This is a genomic window from Vibrio sp. 1288, from assembly GCF_033344475.1.
Map to the genome: position 1 here is coordinate 50,750 of NZ_JAWPOX010000023.1, position 17,704 is coordinate 68,453.

General features: G+C 44.7%; 10 protein-coding genes. 4 read left to right on the top strand and 6 right to left on the bottom strand.

Annotated elements, in window-relative coordinates; translation table 11 throughout:
• Positions 1–128: 128 nt before the first annotated feature.
• The 5 genes from R8O11_RS16860 to hemL form a co-directional block, all read right to left on the bottom strand.
• Positions 129–1,811, bottom strand: a complete 1,683-nt coding sequence (locus R8O11_RS16860) for an ABC transporter substrate-binding protein (RefSeq protein WP_005380037.1) — start codon at positions 1,809–1,811, stop codon at positions 129–131.
• A gap of 782 nt (positions 1,812–2,593) precedes the next feature.
• Positions 2,594–5,980 carry a response regulator gene (locus R8O11_RS16865; RefSeq protein WP_258509700.1) on the bottom strand — a complete coding sequence of 1,129 codons (3,387 nt, stop codon included), beginning with the start codon at positions 5,978–5,980 and terminating at the stop codon, positions 2,594–2,596.
• Between the two features lie 226 nt (positions 5,981–6,206).
• Positions 6,207–7,232: a 16S rRNA (guanine(1207)-N(2))-methyltransferase RsmC gene (gene rsmC, locus R8O11_RS16870; RefSeq protein ID WP_132936916.1), complete on the bottom strand. Its 1,026-nt coding sequence runs from the start codon at positions 7,230–7,232 to the stop codon at positions 6,207–6,209.
• Between the two features lie 76 nt (positions 7,233–7,308).
• On the bottom strand, positions 7,309–8,394 hold the full coding sequence (locus tag R8O11_RS16875; RefSeq protein WP_031779035.1) for an AI-2E family transporter: 1,086 nt from the start codon (positions 8,392–8,394) through the stop codon (positions 7,309–7,311).
• Positions 8,395–8,739: 345 nt separating this feature from the next.
• A complete protein-coding gene (hemL, locus tag R8O11_RS16880) occupies positions 8,740–10,035 on the bottom strand; it encodes a glutamate-1-semialdehyde 2,1-aminomutase (RefSeq protein WP_053304106.1) in 1,296 nt (431 codons plus the stop codon).
• 246 nt (positions 10,036–10,281) lie between these two features.
• Here hemL and erpA point away from each other — a divergent pair, with 246 nt between their 5' ends.
• The 3 genes from erpA to vmeK all read left to right on the top strand — a co-directional run bounded on the left by erpA (position 10,282) and on the right by vmeK (position 14,958).
• Positions 10,282–10,623, top strand: a complete 342-nt coding sequence (gene erpA, locus R8O11_RS16885; RefSeq protein ID WP_005380031.1) for an iron-sulfur cluster insertion protein ErpA — start codon at positions 10,282–10,284, stop codon at positions 10,621–10,623.
• A 105-nt stretch (positions 10,624–10,728) separates the two neighbouring features.
• On the top strand, positions 10,729–11,841 hold the full coding sequence (locus R8O11_RS16890; RefSeq protein ID WP_054579091.1) for an efflux RND transporter periplasmic adaptor subunit: 1,113 nt from the start codon (positions 10,729–10,731) through the stop codon (positions 11,839–11,841).
• A 12-nt stretch (positions 11,842–11,853) separates the two neighbouring features.
• Positions 11,854–14,958: a multidrug efflux RND transporter permease subunit VmeK gene (gene vmeK, locus R8O11_RS16895; protein WP_017820415.1), complete on the top strand. Its 3,105-nt coding sequence runs from the start codon at positions 11,854–11,856 to the stop codon at positions 14,956–14,958.
• Positions 14,959–15,022: 64 nt separating this feature from the next.
• Here vmeK and R8O11_RS16900 read toward each other — a convergent pair whose 3' ends face one another.
• The gene (locus R8O11_RS16900; RefSeq protein WP_054579093.1) at positions 15,023–16,315 is read right to left on the bottom strand and encodes a peptidoglycan DD-metalloendopeptidase family protein; all 1,293 of its coding nucleotides are present in this window, start codon (positions 16,313–16,315) and stop codon (positions 15,023–15,025) included.
• 130 nt (positions 16,316–16,445) lie between these two features.
• Here R8O11_RS16900 and tyrS point away from each other — a divergent pair, with 130 nt between their 5' ends.
• On the top strand, positions 16,446–17,633 hold the full coding sequence (gene tyrS, locus R8O11_RS16905) for a tyrosine--tRNA ligase (RefSeq protein WP_017820416.1): 1,188 nt from the start codon (positions 16,446–16,448) through the stop codon (positions 17,631–17,633).
• Positions 17,634–17,704 lie beyond the last annotated feature (71 nt).

Consider the following 17,704-nt stretch of genomic DNA (forward strand, 5'->3'; position numbering starts at 1 on the left):
TTCAGGTCGCTCCTAGCGAAATTTAGAGCGAAAAATCCCCTGACGACGAGCGCCACATATTGGTTTCGTTAACAAGGGATTTTTATAGGCGGCACACGGGATGTATGCCGCTTGAAATGAACTTCTACTTATTTAACTGGTTTTAGGTCCAGTACGTGAAGTAGACGCTCTGGGATACCTGCCCAAATGTTTGGACGGCCCTTAGGGTTTTCTTCGTTCCACCAACCAGTGAAGCGAGTTGTGTTGTATTGGTACATGTACGCGCCAGATAGCACAGGAATAGTTACTTGGTCCTGAGCAATGATCTTCTGAATGCCATGAGCGATCTCTAGTTGTTCTTGCTTATCTGCTGTCTTGTAGAAGCTGTTAAGAAGACCGTCTAGCTTATCGTTCTTGTAGAAGTGCATTGCAAAGCGAGGCATGCCGTCACCAGCTTGTAGCTTCGAGTTGTAGCCACTATCCCAGTACAAGTGTGGATCTGCACCGTGGAAGTAGTTGGTGTAAGCAACGTCGTAAGTACCTTCTAGCATTGCTTGGTTGTATACCGAGAAGTCTGGTGTACGAGCACGAGCTTTAATGCCCACTTCTGCTAGTTGCTCAACGGCTAGTTGTACTGTGTTGTTGAAGTCAGTCCAACCGTTTGGTGATTGAATTAGGAGCTCGAAAGACTTGCCAGATGGTGTATCCACAAAGCCATCTTTGTTTACATCTTTGAAGCCAGCTTTAGCTAGAAGCTTTTTCGCACCTTCCGCGTTGTATGTGTTGTAGCCCTTGTACTTGTTGTGCGTCTCTTCATCAGACCAAGCTTCGAATGCGTAGCCAAGGCCAGATGCGAAGTCGTTCACTGTACCGCCGCCGTAGAAAGCGATATCAATGATAGTTTGACGGTCTAGCGCCATAGAGAACGCACGACGGAAGTCAACGTTAGTTAGTGCTTCGTTTTTCGCAGCGTCTGGGTTTTTGAAGTTCACTACAAATGCTTGAGTACCCGCTGGTGGGTACCAGTAGTGGTGATTCGGACTTGCTGCAGCGTACGTACGGTCGATGTCTGGTACGAATGAAGACGTCCAGTCCATTTCGCCGTTAACGATTTTGCCCAAGAATTGGTCGTTGTTCGCGATTTGTGGCACACGCAGACAATCTACATCTAGGTTGTCAGCATCCCAATAATTCGGGTTCTCACACTGGATATATAGCTGCGGTGTGAAAGTGTCGATTTCAGTAAATGGACCACTGCCTACTGGATTTTCGTTTGTGAATGTTGCTGGATCTTTTACTTTGCTCCATACGTGCTTAGGTACGACTGGTACTTTCGCAATTTCGTAAGGAACGTTTGAGTTTGCTTCGCTTAGACGGAATTTAACTTGGTAGTCGTTAACTTTTTCTACGCCAGTCACCCAAGAGTTGATACCAGATTGGTCTAGCTCTGGCTTCTCTTTAACTAGGTTGAAAGAATAAACAACATCATCAGCGGTAAACGCTTTGCCATCAGACCATTTTACGCCCTTACGGATATCGAAGGTTACGCTCATCAGGTCATCAGCCATGGTAAAGTTTTCTGCTAGACGAAATACAGGCGTGTTACCGTGCATTTCGTTAAAAACAACGAGCGGCTCGTAAATAAAGTCGGTTGTTGTGTGCAGGTTAGTTGCACCCAAGAAAGGGTTAAAGTTACGAACGAAAGTTGTAAACTCTTTAGGGTGGATAGTCAGTTCACTGCGTTCAGCCGCAGTAGCTACCGATGCAAAACCTGTAGTAGCCGTTGCAATAATTGCTGTTGCTAGTGCTGTTTTTTTAATATTGGCAAGCATAGCTGTTCCTTACTATTTGCTTTCATTTCACTAAATGGAATTGAATGTCATCAATTGATAAACACTCTCTAAGACCTACCTCTTGTACATGCCTTACTCATTACAACATTGAGTTTCGCCAAGAGTGGCCTGTAGGCCTTAGGCAGGAGTAAGAAAACACCTTATCCATAAAATAATCAAACTTGATTCCCGTTAAAAACGTTAAAATCTCTGAGCTCTCCGTTATAAACGTTATTTTGGCTAATTTTAACCAGCATTGGGCCAAAAAATAAACGTTGATATGCGTCGCAGTTTATATCCTTGTTAATAATAAGTGTTGGTGATTACTAACCTGCTGGTCCTTTTTAAATATACGTTTCCTGCTTGTTTTCTAGGTTCGGAGATCTCGCTCACATGCAGAAATGGTGTTAATTAATCAGCTAAAAATTAATCTGCCGTTCTGTTGTGATTAAGTTCGCAATCTCTATCAATAGTTCGTCAAAATCCGCTTGTTATCTGAAAAATGGCCTTTTTTATCGACAGTTTTCTTCCGTTTGTTGTCCTTTTTTTATTGTATGAATGAAGTTTTTTCGGTTGCTCGAACTTACCTAGTTAAGACAAGTTAAATGGATAAGGTCGTACGTTTTGAAGACCAACAATAGATAGCGTTGTCTAACCGAATGTTCGTTATTGGAAATATGTTAATGGGGTAGGAAGAGGCGGTCTCTTTTATCTCAAGGAAGGGAATACTCGAATAACAAAAAAGCCCAGCATGCACGCTGGGCTAGTTTTTTTGATAAATATTAGCTGGTCAATAGTCGCTGTAGTTTATCTCGTTGTGCTTCTATGTATGCTCTCTCGGGGCTCTGTTCTTTGCAGTGTTCGAGAATGAACTCTATCGAGCTTAGCACCGTTCTCCAACGTGGTGTTTTGGGTAATGTTTCTATACGCATGTATTTATCTAAGGTGCGTGTTTGTAAAGTACTTCGGTCTAGATAAACGCGCCACAAGCCACTTTGCTCTGCAAATGCGAATTTACTTTCACCCGTTACAGATTCCCAATACTCTAAAGCATGTGTCATTGCGTCGACTAGAACTTCCCGCATAAGTTCTTGCTTGTCCTTTTTATTACCGAGTGCTTTGTCTGCAAGGCGCGTAAATTCTCCGCCAAGCTCTTTTAGCTTTTGCAATTGGTCTTTGTCACCATCAAATGCATAACTTGAAAGCACTTCTACGGCGGTTTCTAGATTATGTATGCGAGCGGCACTGGCTCCACCGCCGACATTAAAGATGTACATGATATCTAACCCTGAACCTTCAGGGAGCTTAAGAATGTCTGCTTCGATGTTCTGACGAATATCTTCAATATAGATATCAATCTTGCCACAGTAATGAGGTTGTTTGACGGTTAGATATTTAGGGGCAATCAGCTCATCAGCAGATGAGCGCTTTAGCTGTTCTAAGCTGCGCTTGAATAGCTTACAAGCAGCTTCGTTAGCAAAGCGAATACGCTTGTCTTCACGTAGACAGATGATAGCTTCAGGAGCCGATTCTAGCTGTTCCAACAAACGACCTTGAGTCTCAAGTAAGCTTGCTTCAACGACTGCTCGCTGTCTAAGTTCAGACTCTAGCACTTTGTTTTCCATATGGCGCATTTCTGCTTTACTTGCCGTTAAATGCGCTTGGATACGTGCCGCCAACTCTTGTTTATTAAATGGTTTCGATAAATAGTCGTTGGCTCCTGCTTCAAAACCTCTTACACGATCTTCTGTTTGACTGAGTGCGGTGAGCATAATGATTGGCAACTCGGCATGATCATAGGTTTCACGTAGTTCACTACAAACTTGGTAGCCGCTCATGCCTGGCATCATGATATCCAATAACAGAAGTTCCGGCTTCTCTTGCTCGACGAGCGCTAACGTTTCTGGCCCATCGGAGACGGTACGCACACGATAGCCCTCTAAACGTAAAAAGCTTTCAAGCACGCGTAAGTTTACTGGTTCATCGTCAGCAACATACAGTAACGGGCCGTCTGGGTTCTCTGGAAGTGATAAGTCTTCGCTGTTCTCTACATTAACTTCAGGAATTTGGAAGTGCCCGTGCGCAGCTAGAGTCTGGGTTGCTTGGATTTCTTCTTCACTGGCGAGCGGTAAAGTGAAACTGAAGGTAGTTCCGACCATTGGTTGGCTACTGACGTATAACGAGCCTCCCATTAATTCGATCAATTGCCGGCTAATGGAGAGCCCAAGCCCTGCACCTTGACGATAACGGCTCGCGTCTTGCCCTGCTTGGATAAGTGGTTCAAAAATATGCTCAAGTTGTTCTGCGGGAATTCCTTGTCCAGTATCCACGACTTGTACGCGTACATGATCATCTACCACATTAGCGGAGATAACAATTTTACCTTCTGAGGTGTATTTAATCGCATTGCCAATCAGGTTATATAGCACTTGTTCAAGGCGTTGCGGGTCAGCTGATACTGCTTTTAAATCCGCTGGGACTTGGTTGATGATGCGGATGGTTTTACTTCCGAGTAAATGGCTAGAAAGCTCTAAAACCAATCGTGTTGCACTGCCCAAACTCACTGCTGATTTCTGGATATCCATGCTTCCATAACGCATTTTATGATAATCCAACAAGTCATCGACTAGATTAGCGAGACGCTGACCACTTTTAATGATGATATCAAGCTGATATTTCTGGCTAGCGGGGATCGTACCATTGGCGCCGGACGCTAAGGTTTCAGCAATCCCGACCATGCCGTGTAACGGTGTACGAAGTTCATGAGAAGTCGTGGCTAAGAATTCATCTTTTAATTTATCGGCCAATTGCAGTTCTTCATTCTGTTTTTGAATGATCTGTATGTTGCTTTCTAGTTCTTCATTTTGCTTCTTAATGGTTTGAATCTTCTCTCGAATAGAGCGTTGCATTCGTTCAAAGCTTAACGCAAGCCGACCAATTTCATCTTTACGAACCGTATTAAAAGACGTGTCATCAAGATCCCCTGCAGAGACCTTTTCGGCAACCCAAGTCAATTTCAGCAACGGAGAAGTGATAAAGTTTGATAAATAGTGAGAAGCGATCACCACAAGGATAATGGCGATCAACATAGCGATAACGAATAGTTTTTCGAGTTGATGGATACGAGCGAAAGCTTCGTTTTCTGGTAACTGTACGACGAGCGCCCAAATCACACCACGAGTTTCAATCGGTGCATAAGCCGCGATGATTTCTTCACCTAAGCCGTTCGTGTAAGTGCCGACACCAAACGCACCAGAGAGTGCTTTATCGATCACTTCTAAACTGTTCTTAATGTCGTCTTGTTTCGTGTTAATTGTGCGAGGTTGGTGATCATTTCCAACCAGCAGGGTGTTAATGGATGACTCTCGATTAGCGTCTGCGGCTAACTTAGTGATGCCATTATTTGGCAAGCGGAACATGGCATAGCTGTGTAGATAACCTTGCTGAACAATTGGTGCACCTAGCCAAGCGACTGATTTACCCCCTTCCAGCTCGAAGTCAGACACAATCACAGGAGTGTAGTCTTCGTTTACTTTTCGACGTTCAGTCACATCATCGGCGAGACGCTTGAAAGTTTTGCCAAGTGCCGAGTCTTTGTAGGGGCCTGATAACAAGTTCGTTCCGTAGTTATCGTCTTTGTTGATCGAGTAGGTGACGTTACCATTGATGTCGACCAGCAAAATGTCATTAAAATCAGAGCGCTTGAGGAGCTCCAAGTAGGCCCAATGATAGCGTTTATGCAAAAGCCGGTAACGTTCACTTCCTACATAGTTGGATGACTCGGGTAACGTTGAGGTTTTGATTTGGTCTCCGCTGCCCTCGATGTAGCGCTGTTGGGCGTTTTTACGAGACTCTTCAATATCATTGCCTAAACGACTAAAAGCATTGACGAGACCGTAGAATCGGCCACCACTGGCGTAAGCCAACTCTGAGCGCACAAAGCCCATGACTTCGGTTTCTCGTGCCTCAAAGTAGTCGATGATTTGCTGCTGTTTTGTATCTCGAACAGACAGTAAGTGCGAGGTGCTTTGTTCTTGCAGATCTTTACTGTGGGACTGCAAGAAAAAGATCGCAGTAATGGTAAGAGGTGTGATACTGAGCACCAGAAATGCGGTCATCAGTGTACTCTGAAGGCGCTTAAATTTCTGTTTTTTGTAGAATTTAAACATGGATAAGATTACAACTCATAATGGGCAGTTCTAAAACATACTTCGCTGCCGAGGTTCTCGTTAAAAACGGATAAGATGTTCAACTAGATAGAATTAACAAAATTAACGAGTTTTTTTTCTTTGACAAGAAAGTTAGTTGTAAAGCGTGCAGGGTGACGCAGTTTTTCTTATGAGTGTTGAATTTATGAGAAAAAATCGCGCAGGTTTGTGCCTGCGCGGGGGGAAGTTATGATTTTTTCGCGTAGTAGATAGAAAATTTATTGGTCTTATTTAGCGTCTCGCAATTATTAAACGCCCGCTCGATAATTGGTGGGTATTTTAAGAAGCTATTCGCGACAATCACCATTTCACCGTCTTTGGTTAGATATTGTGGTGCCTGGCCCAACAAGGTTTCCGCTGCGTTGTAATTTGTGTCTAAACCACTGTGGAATGGCGGGTTGCTGACGATAAAGCGGTAGTCTTTTGCGGTATCCGAGTATATATCTGATGCAAATACGCGTCCGGATAAACCATTCGCTTCTAATGTGGCTTGGCTAGAAGTGATCGCATAAGCATTAATGTCACACATCTCAATCGCGATCTCTGGATTCGCTTTCGCCATAAACGCACCGAGCACACCTGCACCACAACCAAAGTCGAGCACTTTGCCCGACAGCTTAGGTAAGGTTTCAAGCAGCAATCGGCTACCTAAGTCGAACTCGCCATGGCTGAATACGCCAGGTAGGCTCTTAACCGCTAGCGACTGCTCACCGAGTGTAACAGTGTAAGACTTAAACCAATCTGCTTGGTTGAAAGGTTTTGGTTCATTGAGGCAATTACCCCAGTAAAATGAGCAGCGACGAGCAGAGTCGTACTTGTTCACAGGGCCGTATTCTTGGAACATCTTCTCGATGCTCTTGATGCCGGAGCGGTTTTCACCAACGATGACGATTTCGGTGTTAATGCCCAGTTTCGCCATCAACATCGCCAGCAAGTATTCTGCTTCGGCTTTTGCTTTTGGCCAGTATAAAAGGACCATGTCTGCTTTTGTTTCGGCATCAAACACAGAGCCAAAATGACTTTTCACTTTGTCAGAGGTTTGAATTTGGCGGTAGTAGCTATAGTTGGAAGTAAACACTTCAACAGACTCACAATGAGCCACTAACTCAAGAGGAAATAGGTCTTCAACTTCACCAGCGACTAAAACGTGTTTTCCGTTGAAGTATTCAAGTTGGCGCTGAGCTATTTGGCTAGGAGCGATATAAGCAGACATAAATTTGGTTCATCAGAAATAATTTGGGGCAGATTTTCGCACAATCTGCCCCAAGCTTGAAGTGATTAAGCGGTGACTAGCTGTTGTCTTGTTGGTTAAGGAAGTCTTTGAATTCTTCCTCGTAGATATTAAACAGTACCATGGTCACGGCAAAAATAAGTGGGCCGTAGATAAGACCAATCAAACCAAACAGATGCAGACCACCCAGTAATGAGAAGAAAATCATAAGGGTATTCATGCCGGCGCTGCCTTGCATTAGCAACGGACGTAATAGGTTATCTATAGAGCCAACGATAACTACACTCCACACCGTCAAGAAGATAGCCCAAGTCATATCGCCTGTTAAGAACAAGTACGCTGCTGCAGGAATCCAGATTAGCGCGGTTCCTACCACTGGAATGAATGATGCAAAGCCCATCATTGTTCCCCAAAATAACCCAGGGAAACCGGCGAGCCACATACCGATACCGCCAGCCAAACCTTGAGCAATCGCTGTCATGAATGAGCCCATTACGGCTGATTTAGAAACTTGCTCTATCTCTGTCAATATGCGGTCTTCTTGGCTACGTGAGAGTGGCAGGATATGACGAATCGCAGAGATAATTTTGTCGTGGTCACGAAGCAGAAAAAACAGCACAAACAGCATCAGGAAGAAGTTCATTAGGAAGTTGGTTGCGTCTCCTAAAATCTTTGCGCTGATAGCGACTAAGTTAGAGCCAAACGATGTGGCAAATTGCCCAATTTTCTCAGCGATGGCTTTGGGCTCGATTTTATCAAAAGGTAAGTACTCATTAACAATCGCTAAGCCTTTGATAACGAAAGGATGTTGGAATATATCTTGGATACCACCATTGGTAACCCAATTATATGTATTTTGTGAGAAAACAGAGCCTTGCTGAACAATGGCGGCAAACACAAATAAAAGCGGGATAACAATAATAAACGTCAAGACGACACATGACAGCAGTGCCGCCATATTGGGGTGCTTGGGAATTTTCTGCTCAAACCATTCGTGTATCGGAAACATGAGCAAAGAAATGATAAAAGCCATCACAATTGAATTGATATATGGCTCAACCAATAAGTAGCAAGCAAAAGCAGCGGCGAGTAAAGCAACCATTAGTACTCGGTGACTCGACGTTATTTTTACATTATTTGGCATGGTATTAGTCCAACTTACAGGTGACGTTTACGGTTTATGCCTTCAATGATGGCGTGTAACCTTTATTACTTTGCACTCTTAACTCTTTCAAGCTTATGACAATGCCGAATTAGAGCAGGGCGATGTACCTTGCTATAATGACTACAAATCAGTCGGTTATCAATCAAGAGATGAGCTATGGGTTGTTGCAACGGTGATAAAAAGTGTCAAACTGAGAAAAAAGCTAAGCGAATACCGTGGTTTGGCATTGTCGTTGGGGTATTAGCGATATTGGTTATTTTGAATTGGCAATAAAAAAGGACCGTTACGGTCCTTTTCTAAATGCGTTATCGCCGTTTTTAGCGATTACTTCGCTTCTTCTGCAAGAACAGCAAAACAGCGGTCAGCCGCTTCTAGTGTGGCATCAATCTCTTTTGAACCATGAGCGAGTGAAGTAAAGCTCGCTTCAAACGCAGATGGCGCAAGGTAGACACCGTGTTTTAGCATTAAGTGGAAGAAACGCTTGAAGCGTTCTATATCGCACTTCGTTACGTCTTCGTAGCAAGTTACTTTTTCTTGGTCAGTGAAGAAGAAGCCGAACATACCGCCCACTTGGTTAACAACTAGCGGAATACCGTGTTTTTCTGCTAGAGACTTAAAACCTTCAGCAAGTTGTTTCGTTTTAGAAGCTAGGCGCTTTTCGTTGCCTTCTTCTTTTAGAAGGTTCAAACATGCGTAGCCTGCTGCCATTGCGACAGGGTTACCGGAAAGGGTACCAGCTTGGTAAACTGGGCCTGTAGGTGCAACGTATTGCATCACTTCTTTACGGCCACCGAAAGCACCTACTGGCATACCGCCACCAATCACTTTACCCAGTGTCGTTAGGTCGGGTTTGATGTTGTAGTGTGCTTGCGCGCCGCCTAGAGCAACACGGAAGCCTGTCATTACTTCATCAAAAATTAGTAGCGCGCCTTCTTGATCACAGATGTCACGTAGCCCTTCGTGGAAGCCTTCCACTGGTGGAATACAGTTCATGTTGCCTGCTACTGGCTCAACGATGATACAAGCAATTTCGCCTTTGTTAGCAGCAAATAGCTCGCGTACAGAATCTAGGTCGTTGAATGTTGCTGTTAGCGTGTGCTTAGCAAAATCTGCAGGAACGCCAGGAGAGCTTGGTTGGCCTAGAGTTAGTGCACCAGAACCTGCTTTTACTAGCAAGCTGTCAGCATGGCCGTGGTAACAACCTTCAAATTTCATGATCTTGTCGCGACCGGTGAAGCCACGTGCAAGGCGAATCGCGCTCATCGTAGCTTCAGTACCAGAACTTACCATGCGGATTTGCTCCATTGATGGAACAAGCTCAGAAACTAATTCTGCCATCGCGATTTCAAGTTCTGTTGGCGCACCGAAGCTAAGACCGCGTTGCGCTGCATCAATTACTGCTTCGCGGATAACTGCGTGGTTGTGGCCAAGAATCATTGGACCCCAAGAGCCAACGTAATCAATATACGCTTTACCATCGGCATCAAAAATCAGTGGACCGTCTGCTCGTTCGATAAATAGCGGAGAACCGCCAACGCCGTTGAATGCACGAACTGGTGAATTGACACCGCCAGGGATGGTTTGCTGAGCTTTTTGATACAGCTCTGATGATTTGGTCATGGGGTTATCCTCTTTTGATTGCTCGGACCAAGTGGAGCGCATTGTACCTAGCTATAATAAAGTTAGAAACGTTTTGCTTAATTTATGTGTTGTTTCGCAGTGTAATCTTATATATCCGCATCTGTTATAAAGAATCGGCGGCGAATACTTGAACGAGTTTGTCAGGTATTGGATAATCGTCTCAATTAGCACAAATTTGACGTCTTGCTTCAGGCTTGACGCATTACACGAGTGAGAGAGGTCTTCGTGAGCGAAGTAAACGTACCATTATCTTTTTCTGACGCAGCAGCATCTCGCGTTAAAGCATTGATTGCTGAAGAAGAAAACCCAGCATTGAAACTGCGCGTATACATTACTGGCGGCGGCTGCAGCGGCTTCCAATACGGCTTTACTTTTGATGAAAATGTAAACGAAGGCGATACGACAATCGTAAACAGTGGTGTAACACTGGTTGTAGACCCTATGAGTCTGCAATATCTCGTTGGCGGTATTGTTGACTACACAGAAGGGTTGGAAGGAGCGCGCTTCTTCGTAAATAATCCAAATGCAACGACAACATGTGGTTGTGGTGCATCGTTCAGTGTGTAATTAACACCTAACAGGCAGCTAATGGCTGCCTGTGCTTTATGTAGAAGGATGTCACGTAAAGCACACGCTCGCAGATATGCAGAGAAATAATAAAAAGGACTTTATATGTCTGGACTTTCTTTTGGACGCCGAATTGTCGAGCGCCCTTGGCTAGTATCTCTTATCCTCGTCTTACTTCTTGTTGCGTGGCTAACCATCGGCCAACTCAAAGCACAAGATGATCATCCTAACTCTTCAACATCCACGAACACGACACCACTTGCAAAGGTGATGTTTGATACTTTTCTTGCCGAACCTACCAGTAAAACCATTGAATTGTATGGACGAACAGCGCCCAATCGTCAAGCGCGTCTTGGCGCCGAAGTTGCCGGTAAAATAGTCAGTCTTAACATAAAGAAAGGCCAAGCGGTCAAACAGGGACAAGTGATCGCAAACATCGATAAGCGCGACCTTGGCATTCAACTTAAACGGGCCCAGGCGATGCTGTTGGTTAAAGAAAAAGAGTTTAATGCAGCTAAATCGCTAAAAAGTCGAGGACTGCAAGGTGAGGTTGCGTTTGCGACAGCGCAAGCAGCGTTGGTAGATGCACGTGCGAATTTGAGTAACGTGCAAACGGCTTTAAGAAATACTGAGGTTAAAGCGCCATTTGATGGCATCGTAGATCACCACTTTGTTGAGTTAGGTGATTTTGTCGGGATTGGCGATCCTATTGCGACGGTCATTGATTTGGATACTTTAGTGATTGAAGCCGATGTCAGTGAACGGCATATACAATACCTTAAGGAAGGCCTAGAAGCCGACGTAAGAACCATTAACCAACAGCATCATCAAGGTCGTGTGCGCTACATTGGACGTGTTTCTTCTGCTTCTACTAATACATTTCCAATTGAAATCGAAATTGATAATCAAGACGCAAGAATTCCTGCTGGTATGAGCGCAGAAGTACAGCTACCTTTGAGTGAAGTGTTGGCAGTAAAGATTACGGCTGCCATGTTAGCACTCGATGAAGAAGGTAACTTAGGTGTCAAGACACTGCGTAATGAGCATGTTGAGTTTGTTCCAATTCAACTCGTTAAGGCCGAGGATGATGGTGTGTGGCTCTCTGGGTTAGGAGAGCGTGTAGACATTATCGTGCTGGGACAAGGTTTTGTGCGAGATGGTGATCAAGTACTGGCCAATAAAGTTGATGACGTAGTTATTGAAGCGGCTAATGAGTAGTAAGGAGCACCTATGTACACTCTGATTGATGCTGCGTTATCTCGCGCTCGCACTATGCTGACATTGTTGGTGATGATATTAATTGCAGGTGTCATTACTTACGTCACAATCCCCAAGGAATCGAGCCCTGATATTACCATTCCTATTATCTACGTTTCTGTTGGGCATCAAGGCATTTCTCCTGTCGATGCCGAGCGTTTATTGGTTCGTCCAATAGAGCAAGAGCTGCGTTCAATTGAAGGCGTAAAAGAGATGACCTCTGTGGCATCAGAAGGTCATGCTTCGGTGACGCTGGAATTTAGTGTCGGAGTGGATCTTGATAAAGCGATGGCAGATGTGCGTGATGCGGTTGATCTTGCGAAGCCAAAGTTACCAGAGGACAGTGATGAGCCGACGGTAAACGAAGTCACGTTTGCATCTGAAGAGCCTGTTTTGACCGTTGTGCTCTATGGCACCGTACCAGAGCGAACCATTGTTCAGATTGCCAGAACGTTACGTGATCGTTTGGAAAGTTTCCGTCAGGTTCTTGAGGTTGAAATCGCAGGAGATCGCGAAGACATCGTGGAGATAGTTGTCGATCCGCTATTGATGGAAAGCTACGGTCTCGATCAAGCGGACATCTATAATTTAATTGCCTTGAATAACCGAGTTGTGGCTGCGGGGTTTGTCGATACTGGGTATGGACGCTTTTCGGTAAAAGTCCCATCGGTTTTTGATTCACTGAAAGATGTGCTTGAACTACCGATCAAGGTGAATGGCAAAGAGGTGATCACTTTTGGCGATGTGGCGACAGTACGACGTGCATTTCGCGATCCTGAAAGTTTTGCTCGTTTAGATGGCGAATCTGCCATCGTTTTGGACGTAAAAAAACGGGCAGGGGAAAACATCATTGAAACGGTTGAGCTGGTAAAAGAAGTACTGGCTCTGGGACAGAAGCGCGCCGAGTGGCCCGACAATTTGCAAGTTAAATATACTTGGGATCAATCCGACGATGTCAAATTGATGCTCAGTGATCTACAAAACAATATCTTATCCGCAATTATCCTCGTAGTTATCGTCATTATTGCCATATTGGGGGTTAGGACCGCGCTTCTCGTGGGGATTTCTATTCCAGGATCGTTCTTGACTGGGTTGTTGGTGTTATCGGTATTTGGGCTGACGGTCAATATCGTCGTACTGTTTGCTTTAATTATGGCGGTAGGCATGTTGGTGGATGGTGCCATTGTGGTGACAGAGTTTGCAGATCGGCGCATGCAAGAAGGAACGCCACGTAAAGAAGCCTATCGAGATGCAGCAAAGCGAATGGCCTGGCCTATTACCGCATCCACAGCAACCACATTGGCTGCGTTTGCTCCGTTACTTTTCTGGCCAGACATCACTGGTGAGTTCATGAAGTACTTACCACTTACTTTAATTGCTACCTTGGCCGCTTCGCTGATGATGGCTTTATTGTTCGTTCCTGTCATCGGTGGGATCATTGGCAAGCCTCAAGTAGTCAATCAGAAAGCTCAGCGAGAAATGGTGGAGCTGCATAACGGCAATTTTGAAAAAGCGACTGGCATTACCAAGCTTTATTACCAGACTCTGTCGGTAGCGATTCGTCATCCATGGAAAGTCTTACTCAGCGCGATACTGCTAGCGGCAGGTGTCGGCTTCACTTACAACAAAGCTGGCTTGGGTGCAGAGTTTTTCCCTGAGGTGGACCCTGCCTTTTTTACCGTTAAAGTTCGTTCTTATGGTGACCTGTCTATTCACGAAAAAGATGTTGTTATGCGCGAAATCGAGAAGGTGATGCTCGGTCATGACGAGTTTGAAAGTGTCTACACGCGCACAGGATCGAGCGATAATGGGGACGAGATTGGCCAGATTCAAATAACGCCTGTGGATTGGCAGTATCGACGCAAAGTGAAAACCATTATTGAGGAACTAAAAGAGACGACAGACCGCTTTTATGGTGTTGAACTTGAGTATAAATTCCCGGACGCAGGACCGCCTGTCGAGCATGATCTCGTGATTGAAGTGTCATCACGAAATTTGAGTGTTAGTGCGTTAGATGAAGCAGCCAAAAAAGTACGACATTGGGCTGATGGTAATCCTGCACTGACCAACTTGAGTGATACCACTAATAAGGAAGGGATTGATTGGCAAATTGATATCCAGCGAGATGACGCCTCTCGCTTTGCAGCGGATGCTACTTTAGTCGGGAATACCGTCCAGTTTGTTACGAACGGCTTGAAAATAGGCGATTATTTGCCCGATGATGCGGATGAAGAAGTCGATATTTTGGTGCGCTATCCGCAAGATAAGCGCGACATAGGTCGATTTGATCAACTGAGAGTGAAAACGGCAGCTGGTCTGGTACCGATTACGAATTTTGCTCAAATCAAACCAGATCATAAGCAAGACACTATTCGTCGGGTCGACGGTCATCGAGTTATCAATATTAAAGCGGATATGGTGGAAGGTTACAATTTGGCGCTTGAGTTACCTAAGATTGCCGCTGGAATGGAACAGCTCGACTTACCGGAAGGCATTGAATATAAGATTCGGGGTCAAAATGAAGAGCAGGAAAACTCATCAGCATTCTTGCAAAATGCTTTTATTGTCGCGCTTGGTGTCATGGCTTTGATTTTAATTACGCAGTTTAATAGCTTTTATCAAGCTTTCTTAATCCTTAGTGCAGTGCTGTTTTCTACCGTTGGTGTCTTCGCTGGGTTACTTATTTTCCAAAAGCCATTTGGCATCATTATGTCGGGAATTGGAGTGATTGCGTTGGCTGGTATCGTGGTAAACAATAATATTGTTTTAATCGATACTTATAATCAGATGCGTAAACGTGGCTTAGAAAAATCTGAGGCTATTTTGCGTACCGGTGTGCAGCGTTTAAGACCCGTTTTACTTACGACGGTGACCACCATATTAGGCTTATTGCCAATGGTGTTAGAAATGAACATCGACTTAGTTAATCAGAAAGTGGAGTTTGGCGCACCAAGCACTCAATGGTGGTCTCAGCTTGCGACCGCTGTCGCGGGTGGTTTGGCGTTTGCGACTTTGCTAACGTTAGTTCTGACACCGTGTTTGCTTATGCTCGGGAGAGAGCATCACTCCGAACAGTAAGCTTTATCGTGATGATATCGACAAAACAAAAAGGGCAGCTTCGCTGCCCTTTTCAATACCTGGCTTACTTCATTGCTAGCAGTTTGCTGTAGCGTTCAAGCTTGTCCATGCTAATTTTCGCGTTTGCCATGAAAGTTTGTCTCGCTTTGCCTGTCAGGGATTTAGATTGTGGCAAATTCACCGTGCGCGGGTTTTTATGGACACCATTCACAAGGAACTCATAGTGCAGGTGAGGGCCAGTTACACGGCCAGTTCCGCCAAGCGTACCAATGGTTTGGCCTTGCTTAACGCGTTGACCAGCTCGTACAGTACGTTTGGTTAAGTGCAGGTACTTGGTAATGTAAGTATTGCTATGTTTAATGAAAACGTAGTTACCATTAAATTTGTTGTAAGACGATTTTTGAACAACGCCATCACCAGCCGCCCAAATCGGGGTGCCCACTGGTGCCGCATAGTCCGTGCCTCTATGAGGACGAACGCGTCCCGTCACTGGATGTAAGCGGCGTGGGTTGAAATTAGACGAAACTCGACGGAAGTCCAACGGCGCGCGTAAGAATGCTTTTTTCATTGCACGCCCATTTTCGTCGTAATACTTGCCACTTTTCTGATCCAATATTGCGGTAAAGGTATCGCCTTGGTTTTTAAAGATCGCAGCAATGATTTTTCCACGGCCGATTACTTCACCTTCTACCACTTCCTCTTGGTAAAGTACTCGGAAGCTGTCGTTTTTACGAATATCTAAAGCAAAGTCGATGTCCCAACCAAATATGCCAGCCAGTTCCATGATTTGGTTACCATTTAATCCAGAAGATATTCCTGCATTCCAAAAGTTTGATTTGATGGTGGCTTCAGCGTAGTTGTACTGGAAGTCGACTTCTTTTTTATCAACTTCAGAAACGTACTTGCCGTCTTTTAATGTGATACGAAAAGTCTCGAACGCGCTTAGTGTTCTTCTTAGCTGCACCAAGTTGTTATTTTCGTCAAAACCAAATTGCAATCGGTCACCAGGTCGAAGCCGAGTTAACTGTTTTTCCACTTCTTTGTCTGATGACACCAGTTCATGTAATAGACGAGCAGAAAGCCCTACGCGACTAAATAAGATGGCAGCACTCTCGCCATTTTTTACCTTGTATGTCTCCCAGCGCAGCACGGCGGGAACCGCAGGCGATGAACTATTTAGTGCACTGAGTTCGAGGGAAACTGGCACAGGATAATGTTGACCAACTTTTAATCGGCTCTGCTGCGGGTCTAGGTCTTGCGGATCAGGTAAAAAGAAGAGCGCGAAGATAATCAGCGCACTAAAAAAACCGATCAATACTTTGTGCAAGAGTGGAAGTCGGACAAAAATCGAATGCATGAGGTACTTGATTGCTAAATTAAACGGAAAAAGTGACAACTACCTAGTCTAACGTGTTTCAAAATGCATCGCTATTCAAGTAATATGTTCAGCTATTATATTTTTGCCAAATCTGTGGGAGTGAACAAGAATGGCGAGCATTGAAGCTGCACTAGCCGAGATTAAGCGCGGTGTTGAAGAGCTGATTCCAGAAGAAGAGCTAATCGCAAAACTAAAAGAAGACCGTCCTCTACGTATTAAATTGGGCGCTGATCCAACAGCACCTGACATTCACCTAGGCCATACGGTTATTTTCAATAAGCTTCGCTTGTTCCAAGAACTAGGTCATGAAGTGACGTTCCTAATCGGTGACTTCACTGCAATGGTTGGTGACCCAACAGGTAAAAACACAACTCGTCCACCGCTAAGTCGCGAAGACGTATTGCGTAACGCTGAAACGTACAAAGAGCAAGTGTTCAAAATTCTCGATCCTGCAAAGACTAAAATTCAGTTTAACTCTGAGTGGCTGTCTGAACTGGGCGCAGAAGGTATGATTCGCCTTGCGGCAAACCAAACCGTTGCTCGTATGCTAGAGCGTGACGACTTTAAAAAGCGTTACGCGGGTGGTCAGCCAATTGCTATTCATGAGTTCATGTACCCACTTCTACAAGGCTGGGACTCAGTAGCAATGGAAACGGATGTTGAATTAGGTGGTACAGACCAGAAGTTCAACCTTCTAATGGGTCGTGAACTGCAAAAGTCTCACGGTCAAAAACCTCAGGTTGTACTGATGATGCCGCTTCTAGTGGGCCTTGATGGCGAGAAGAAGATGTCTAAGTCAGCAAACAACTACATCGGTATCAGCGAAGCGCCAAGCGAAATGTTTGGTAAAATCATGTCTATTTCTGATGACCTAATGTGGAGCTACTACGAGCTGCTCTCTTTCCGTCCTCTGGAAGAGATTGCTCAATTCAAAGCTGATGTAGAAGCGGGCAAAAACCCTCGTGACATCAAAGTATTGCTAGCAAAAGAAATTATTGCTCGTTTCCACAGTGAAGCCGATGCCGATGCAGCAGAGCAAGAATTCGTAAACCGTTTTGCGAAGAACCAAATTCCTGATGAAATGCCAGAGTTTGACTTTGACGCAGGTCGCCCAGTGAGTAATCTGTTGAAAGAAGCAGGCTTATGTCCATCATCGTCAGATGCGATGCGCATGGTTAAGCAGGGCGCTGTGAAGATTGATGGTGAAAAAATTGCGGACAGCAAATTTGCTCCAGAAGCGGGTACTTACGTGTTCCAAGTAGGCAAACGTAAATTTGCTCGTATTACTATTCAGTAATTCATAATGACTGCAAATGAAAGCGTCCGAAGGGCGCTTTTTTTGTATGAAAATTTAGCAAAAACGGCAAA